The organism is Paraliobacillus sp. X-1268, assembly GCF_003426095.1.
Classification (GTDB): domain Bacteria; phylum Bacillota; class Bacilli; order Bacillales; family Amphibacillaceae; genus Paraliobacillus_A; species Paraliobacillus_A zengyii.
In genome coordinates this window covers 906,591-912,923 of record NZ_QJSK01000001.1, presented here as the reverse complement: position 1 = coordinate 912,923, position 6,333 = coordinate 906,591, and the positions used below count along the sequence as shown (strand labels likewise).

Annotated in this window: 9 protein-coding genes; 5 read left to right on the top strand and 4 right to left on the bottom strand. The window is 31.5% G+C overall.

Annotated elements, in window-relative coordinates; translation table 11 throughout:
• Positions 1-244 precede the first annotated feature (244 nt).
• Together D2K62_RS19390 and D2K62_RS19385 are read left to right on the top strand one after the other, a co-directional pair.
• Positions 245-598 (top strand): acetamidase/formamidase family protein, encoded by a 354-nt coding sequence (locus D2K62_RS19390; RefSeq protein ID WP_332871747.1) that lies wholly within the window; start codon positions 245-247, stop codon positions 596-598.
• Between the two features lie 98 nt (positions 599-696).
• Positions 697-1,179, top strand: coding sequence for an acetamidase/formamidase family protein (locus D2K62_RS19385; RefSeq protein WP_369974624.1), 483 nt, complete (start codon positions 697-699; stop codon positions 1,177-1,179).
• Positions 1,180-1,704: 525 nt separating this feature from the next.
• Here D2K62_RS19385 and D2K62_RS04660 read toward each other — a convergent pair.
• From D2K62_RS04660 to D2K62_RS18880, 4 genes are all read right to left on the bottom strand, one after another.
• Positions 1,705-2,187: a DUF4825 domain-containing protein gene (locus D2K62_RS04660; RefSeq protein WP_117149154.1), complete on the bottom strand. Its 483-nt coding sequence runs from the start codon at positions 2,185-2,187 to the stop codon at positions 1,705-1,707.
• Positions 2,188-2,399: 212 nt separating this feature from the next.
• Positions 2,400-2,639, bottom strand: coding sequence for a hypothetical protein (locus D2K62_RS04655; protein ID WP_117149155.1), 240 nt, complete (start codon positions 2,637-2,639; stop codon positions 2,400-2,402).
• Positions 2,640-2,764: 125 nt separating this feature from the next.
• Positions 2,765-3,244 (bottom strand): GNAT family N-acetyltransferase, encoded by a 480-nt coding sequence (locus D2K62_RS04650; protein WP_232827958.1) that lies wholly within the window; start codon positions 3,242-3,244, stop codon positions 2,765-2,767.
• A 131-nt stretch (positions 3,245-3,375) separates the two neighbouring features.
• A complete protein-coding gene (locus tag D2K62_RS18880) occupies positions 3,376-3,537 on the bottom strand; it encodes a hypothetical protein (protein WP_198663151.1) in 162 nt (53 codons plus the stop codon).
• 404 nt (positions 3,538-3,941) lie between these two features.
• Here D2K62_RS18880 and D2K62_RS04645 point away from each other — a divergent pair, with 404 nt between their 5' ends.
• The 3 genes from D2K62_RS04645 (at position 3,942) to D2K62_RS04635 (ending at position 6,227) form a co-directional block, all read left to right on the top strand.
• The gene (locus tag D2K62_RS04645) at positions 3,942-4,166 is read left to right on the top strand and encodes a hypothetical protein (RefSeq protein ID WP_117149157.1); all 225 of its coding nucleotides are present in this window, start codon (positions 3,942-3,944) and stop codon (positions 4,164-4,166) included.
• A gap of 226 nt (positions 4,167-4,392) precedes the next feature.
• Positions 4,393-5,163: an SDR family NAD(P)-dependent oxidoreductase gene (locus tag D2K62_RS04640; protein WP_117149158.1), complete on the top strand. Its 771-nt coding sequence runs from the start codon at positions 4,393-4,395 to the stop codon at positions 5,161-5,163.
• A 605-nt stretch (positions 5,164-5,768) separates the two neighbouring features.
• Positions 5,769-6,227, top strand: a complete 459-nt coding sequence (locus tag D2K62_RS04635) for a GNAT family N-acetyltransferase (protein ID WP_112180443.1) — start codon at positions 5,769-5,771, stop codon at positions 6,225-6,227.
• Positions 6,228-6,333 lie beyond the last annotated feature (106 nt).

Here is a 6,333-nt window from a genome sequence, read left to right as displayed (position 1 = left end):
CAAATCTAATAATACATAGAATTGAATGAATTGGATTAGTTGGAACGCCGTATGCGGTGAAAGTCGCATGTACGGTGTGAACAGGGGGAAAAGGGAGCGATAACTTCAAACCCTTACCTATCTGTATACAAAAGAATAATCTGGTTTGAAAAGAAGGAAATAGAACATATTTAGAGAACTTATTAGAGATATAAAATATCAAAAATTGATTGTATTTTAACTATTCTATAAAAGGAGTTTTCTAGTGACTACATACCATGTAAAACCTGAAAAACAGACACTTCACGGTTCTTTTTCCAAAAGTTTCAAACCAATATTAACAATAAATTCTGGGGACTCTGTTCGTTATTCTATTCTCGATGCACTATGGGGCTTAGAACCTTTTAATACAACAGGTAATCGCAGCGTTTTTGAAACAAAAGAATTAAAAGAAAATAGTGGTCACGCCCTTTGTGGACCAATAGCCATTAACGGTGCTAAGCCAGGTATGGTTCTTATGATTAAAATCAATGAAATTCGTCCAGCTTGCTGGGGATGGAAGTTTTGCAGGTGGCACAAATCAATTCAAAAAGCGACTAGGATTAGAAGAAGAAGATAGGTATCACTTAAATTGGGAGTTAGATACAATAAATATGATTGGAGTAAGTCAATTTAATCATAAAGTTTCTTTATCTCCATTTATGGGGACTATGGGGGATGCCTCCTAATGAGCCTGGAATTCATTCAACTATCTCGCCAAGATTTTGTGGTGGGAACATTGATTGTAAAGAGCTAGTGGAAGGTAGTATCTTATATCTACCAATTCCTGTACCTGGAGGAATGTTCTCTGTTGGAGATGGACATGCATTACAAGGTGATGGTGAAGTTAGTACTCAAGCTATTGAATGCCCAATGGATGTTGTAGATTTAACTTTCACACTTATAGATGACCTGAATATATCAATGCCTCGTGCAAATACACCAGCTGGTTGGATTACATTTGGCTTTCACGAAGACCTTGATGAAGCTTGTTTTATTGCACTGGAAGGAATGTTAGACCTTGTGGAAGAACTATACGGATATAGTCGAAAAGAAGCTTATACTCTAGCTAGTTTAACAGTAAATATGAGGATTACTCAAATCGTTAATGGAACCAAAGGCGTACACGCAATACTACCTCACGATTCGTTTATTAACTAACCAAAAATAAAACGAATTAATTTTTTTCTTCTTACTAATACTTTAGTCTTGTCAAAATTAACTTCACCTAACGAATTTGCGAGTATGTAAAGGATTGCACTTAAAGTTACAGGTGCTTTAGCTAAAGAAGGAGTTGTCGCTTCAACAGCTCTTATATTCTTATTCAAATTAAGAGCAGTTTAGTGCAATTGGAAAGGAGAGTTTATGAGTAAATTAGGTTTATATTTTACTATTGGTATCCCAATTTTTTGCGTTATTCTCCTACTTGGATTTTCTGGAATGATTGGGAACCCAGCATTTCTAATATTAGTTACTATCTTTATTTTCTTTTTACACTTTCTAAGAGAAAAACTAAAAATCAATTTCAAATTGTAAAAAGCTTTTCAATTATCGGGTGCTTCCAACGTTAGGATACGCTGCTTATCAAGCCGCAGCGGCAGAGGTATTAACTAACCTGCTACTTTACTTGAATAAAAATATAGGAGCAATCAAAGCGACAAGTCCTTCTTTTACTAAAGCACCGGTTTAGTTCAATAAGTAATTTACTTTATTTCCATCTTCTAAAGATTCTTGTATTAGTTTTTTTAGTTCATCTTCACTTGAATACTCACTTAATTCTTTACCATACCAATCTTGTAGATTTTCTTTGGTTAGTTGGTGTTCCTGATGTTCAAAATTAAATGTTACCCATTCAGCGTTTTGAACTAAAGCAAGTATAAACGTAGCATTATAAATTGCCGTTTCTTCATACTTTTTTTCTATCTCCTCTGCTTCTATCCCTTTATAATTTAAAATCATTCCATAAGGTTCTTCTTTAGTTTTAAGTTCAAAGTCTTTAAAGTGTTCACCATTTGGTAATTGCTTGACGATGTTTCCTACCGCACTGTTATCTCCAATGTACGAACCTTTAAATTCAAATATATCTTCATTAGCATTATTTGAATTGCAACCATTCAAGAATAATAAAATCAATAATGAAAGGAAGAAAAATCTAAGTGTTTTTGTCACTCTTTATCCCTCTCCTAATGATTAAATATCTACATGATAAATACTATCATAAAATATAAATCCCTTACTGAATTCGTCTGCCTCTATAGTTGAACAAGGAGTGCAATCCGTTATTCAAGGAAAGCACCCGTTACTCTAAGTGTAAACATTCACAATCCATTTATAAACAAAAAATAAAGACTGAATGACACAAAACATCATTCAACCCTTTTTTAATTTGTGATAAATTTCTTAAGTAACTTAATATCCGTATCATGCTCGGCTACTTTTACAGCTACACTTTCAACACTGGTTTGTTTTTCGGTATTACTAGCAACTTGCTCAGATACGTTATTTAATTTTTCTATAATAACTTGTTGTCCACCTTCAAGTCTTTCCAGATGTTCATTTATAGGCTGTAGCTTCTCGTCTAACATAGATGAAAACATTTGTATTAGCTCTTTATTCTCCATATCCTCACCACCTAAAATTATTATACCAACTATTAATTAGTTTGTCGTAACTTTTTTAAGATAATTCATTATAACTTGTTGTGTTAATGCACCACGTTATTGAAAAAACACTACTACATTTCATGCTATAAATTTTTAACCATAATCAAACATGGGTTTTCTTTGCCCCAAATTTCATTGATTTCTTCTAATGGATAAAAACCAGTTTTATAATAGAATTCTCTTGTATTCTTATAATTTTTGTCTGGATGTGAGTCACCCAAAGTCTTGACCATAAAGAATTTAATATTATTCTTAATTAAAACTTCTTGTACAGTTTCTAACAACTTTTTTCCAATACCACGATTTTGATACTCTGTTAAGATTCCCATTACGTATATCTCTGAAGTGTACTTGTTAATAGATTTGACGCTTATAAATCCGACTGGCTTATCTGAGAGGTAATAAACATAAAAATCTGTATTTATTACTTCATTTTCGTAATTGACAATAGCTTCTTCAATACCAAACCATTCTAGTAGTTGCCTCAGTATATAATTTGTGATTTTAGACTTTTCTTCATGGTTTATCAGTTGTTTTATCTCTTTCATACTATTTCCCCTCATTTACTTAACTACTTCTAACTAATATTTGCTTCTCTAATTTTATAGAAAAAATCTTCTTGAACAATCCTGCCAGTTAATGAAACAAGTTTGCATTCGTCTTATCAAAGTAAAGCCACCCGTTAGCAAAAAATCTATTTCTTTCTAATTTCCTTGATTTCATTACGAATTTCTTTTAAATATTCATTTCTTTCTTTTGATCTTTTTAGTAAAGTAACTACAAAATATATCCCAAATCCTAAAATACCAACATAAAGAAGGATATATATATAGCTGAAAAAGACAACTTGTTCCATTTCAATCACCCTTTCCTGCCAGTATTATTTTATCATATAAATTTAATATTCTTATTCAACTTTTCTGCCAGTTAGTAAACAAGCACATCTTCGTTAATGTGGATAATTATTAATTCATATAAATTTTCTTGAGCATCAATTATACAAAGAAAAAGATGCTTTTATTATCGTTAAGACCATCATACACACTCTTCCATAAAAAAAGGGAAGTATTACTTAAAAAAGTGTTTATAGTATTATGATAACTAATACACTTAATAATCGGTTTAGTTAATTGCTTGTATGTATAGGAAGAAATTAATTTGATGAATGAATAAACGAGTTTGCTTATTCCATTCTGTTAAATAATGGTTTTAAATGTTATGATTATATTGGCTATAGAAAAGAGATATGGGGGGATGGAATTGGACGCAATATACCTTGTTCTTTTGATCGTATTTGTAATAGTAATTGCTATTATAAGTTATCGTTTATATAAAAACACGAATAAAAAGAATGAAAATAATATATTAATTTTTATTAGTATCATTCTGTTGACTATTACCGATATCTTTTATTTAATTAAAATTATTGGTTTCATTGTTGTTCTATTATTAATTCTCATAAATAACAAAAAAAGAGTCAAATAAAGAATGTGTTAGTTTAAAATATAAATAGTTAAATGGGCCAAAATACAATGTGTATTTTGGCCTTTTCGTTATTGGTTTTTTATTCTATTATAATTAACTATTAATCAAATTTTACAAAATATAAAGTTTATCTGTAAATACACGTGGAATACATAGAGTGTAGATAAATATTTAATCTAATTAGATAAACTAAATCAATCATAATTCAGAAAGGATGTAAATTTCAATGGCTAAATTAGAAGGAAAAGCAGCACTAATAACAGGTGGAGCAGGTGGAATCGGTGTGGCGACTGCTGAAACATTTCTTAAAGAAGGCGCTAGTGTTTCCTTAGTCGATTTAGACCAAGCGGCATTAGATGAAGCACAAAAATCTTTACAACAGTATGGAAAAGTAATCACCATTAAGGCTAACGTGACGGATGAAGAAGATGTGAAAAGGTATGTGAAGGAAACGGTTGATACATTAGGTAGTATCGATATATTCTTTAATAATGCCGGAATTGAAGGAAAAGTGAAACCTATTGTTGATCAAACATTAGAAGATTTTAATAAAGTACTCAATATAAATGTAAGTGGTATGTTCTTAGGTTTAAAACACGTACTACCTATTATGTCAAAACAAGAGAGTGGTAGTGTCATTAATACCTCTTCTGTAGCTGGTTTGATGGGAACGCCAGGAGTAGCACCATATGTCACTTCTAAACATGCCGTAATTGGTTTGACAAAAACCGCAGCATTAGAAGCGGCAAGTTATAATGTCCGCGTTAATTCTATTCATCCTTCCCCAGTGAATACACGGATGATGCGTTCATTAGAAAAAGGATTTAATCCGGAAGATGCAGAGCAAGCAAAAGAAGACCAAGAAAAACAAATTCCATTAGGCAGATATGGCGAATCACAAGATATCGCAAACCTTGTGCTTTTCCTAGCTTCTGATGATAGTAGCTTTATCAGCGGTTCACAATACCGTATTGATGGCGGAATGGCTGCTTCATAAATTTAGTAACATTGAAGCTCATCAAATTAGTAAATATATAAGATATCAAAAGAAATAGCTATCCTACAGGTTGTGTAGGATAGCTATTTCTTTTTTATATTCATTTCGAATAAAGTCTAATAATACGTAAAATAGTTTGTTACAATTAAGTTAATAACCATTTTGTGGAATAGGGTGAGTTAAAGTTGAAAATGGTAAGCAGGATTCGAGAAAAATACAGAAGAAGTAATAAGTTGTTTTTGTCTTTGAGAGTTTTTTTTTAGCTTAATTTCTGTTTGTTTTGCTGTTAGGATTCTATTCCTATCTATCTCTGGGTTAGTAAGTTCAGATTATTCAACTGATTTTCCGAATTTACTCCTTTTTGGAATGTATTTACCCTTAGGTTTATCTTTTGCGGTTCAGGTTGTTGAAATGATTGTTACCAAGAAAAAGGAACATTTTACACTACTCCTTTTTGGTGCAATCTTCGTTTTGGCTGTATCTGGACTTATGTTGTGGTTTGAAACCGTGTAATACTATAGAAGGTATAGTCAAAGATTTTATATATTTATCTTTATTATTTCAAAAAATTATTTGCGAGAAAGAATTATAGGGGAGAGGGGAAAATGACGGTTAGATTAGACCAAATGAATTCAGAGGAATTTAAAAAGTATTTAAGTTTTGCAATTAAACATTTTGCAGATGAACAAATTAAATCTGGTAATTGGGAACCAAAAGAGGCATTTAGCAAGGCAACACAAGAATATGAAAGGTTATTGCCTGAAGGAAAGGATACTCCAAAAAATCATTTATTCACAATTCGTGATGGAAGCAATGAAGTTGGTGTGATCTGGCTCGCTCAAATCACAAATGAAAAAGGTTTTATTTATAGTATTAATATTTGGGAAGGAAATCAGGGTAAAGGTTATGGTGAAAAAGCTATGCAAGAGATTGAAATTTTGGCCAAAAAAATCGGATTGAAAGATATAGGGCTTCATGTCTTCGCTCACAATAACTTAGCACGAAGTTTATATGAGAAGTTAGGATACATAGAAAAAAATATAAAGATGGAAAAGACGTTATAAGTCATAATGCTATTTCAATTATCAGGGATGCTTAACATTCAAGGACTATTAAGTATTTAAGTTAAGGATAGTTGAAGAGAAACCCTTGTGTGGTGAGATGATAGTC